General features: G+C 38.2%; 1 protein-coding gene. It reads left to right on the top strand.

The window, feature by feature from the left end:
• Positions 1–27: 27 nt before the first annotated feature.
• Positions 28–254, top strand: a 227-nt coding sequence (locus tag SCA31_RS24485; RefSeq protein ID WP_410699575.1) for a hypothetical protein, incomplete at its 3' end; no start/stop codon positions are given.

Genomic DNA, 254 nt, shown 5'->3' with positions numbered 1-254 from the left:
CTGAAAAGGATTAGAAAAGAAAATAGTATGAATAGAAAATCTTTTAAAACAGGTCTTGTTGTGCTGACATTCATGAGTATGGGGGCTGGAGTGAAAGCGCAGAAAAAGAATGACTTCAATAACCCGGGACTGACCCATTATTTAAATGATGAACATTCAAGGTATATCTCTTTTAGCGGGTATGCAGAATTATGGGCAAGATACACCCAGATGAATCCCGGAAGTCTTATCAATAATGAAGCAACATCAGGAGC

The organism is Chryseobacterium sp. SIMBA_028 (assembly GCF_046535285.1).
In the GTDB taxonomy this organism is placed as follows: domain Bacteria; phylum Bacteroidota; class Bacteroidia; order Flavobacteriales; family Weeksellaceae; genus Chryseobacterium.
Note: the sequence above shows the minus strand (reverse complement) of the source record. Positions and strands in the feature narration are given on the sequence as shown.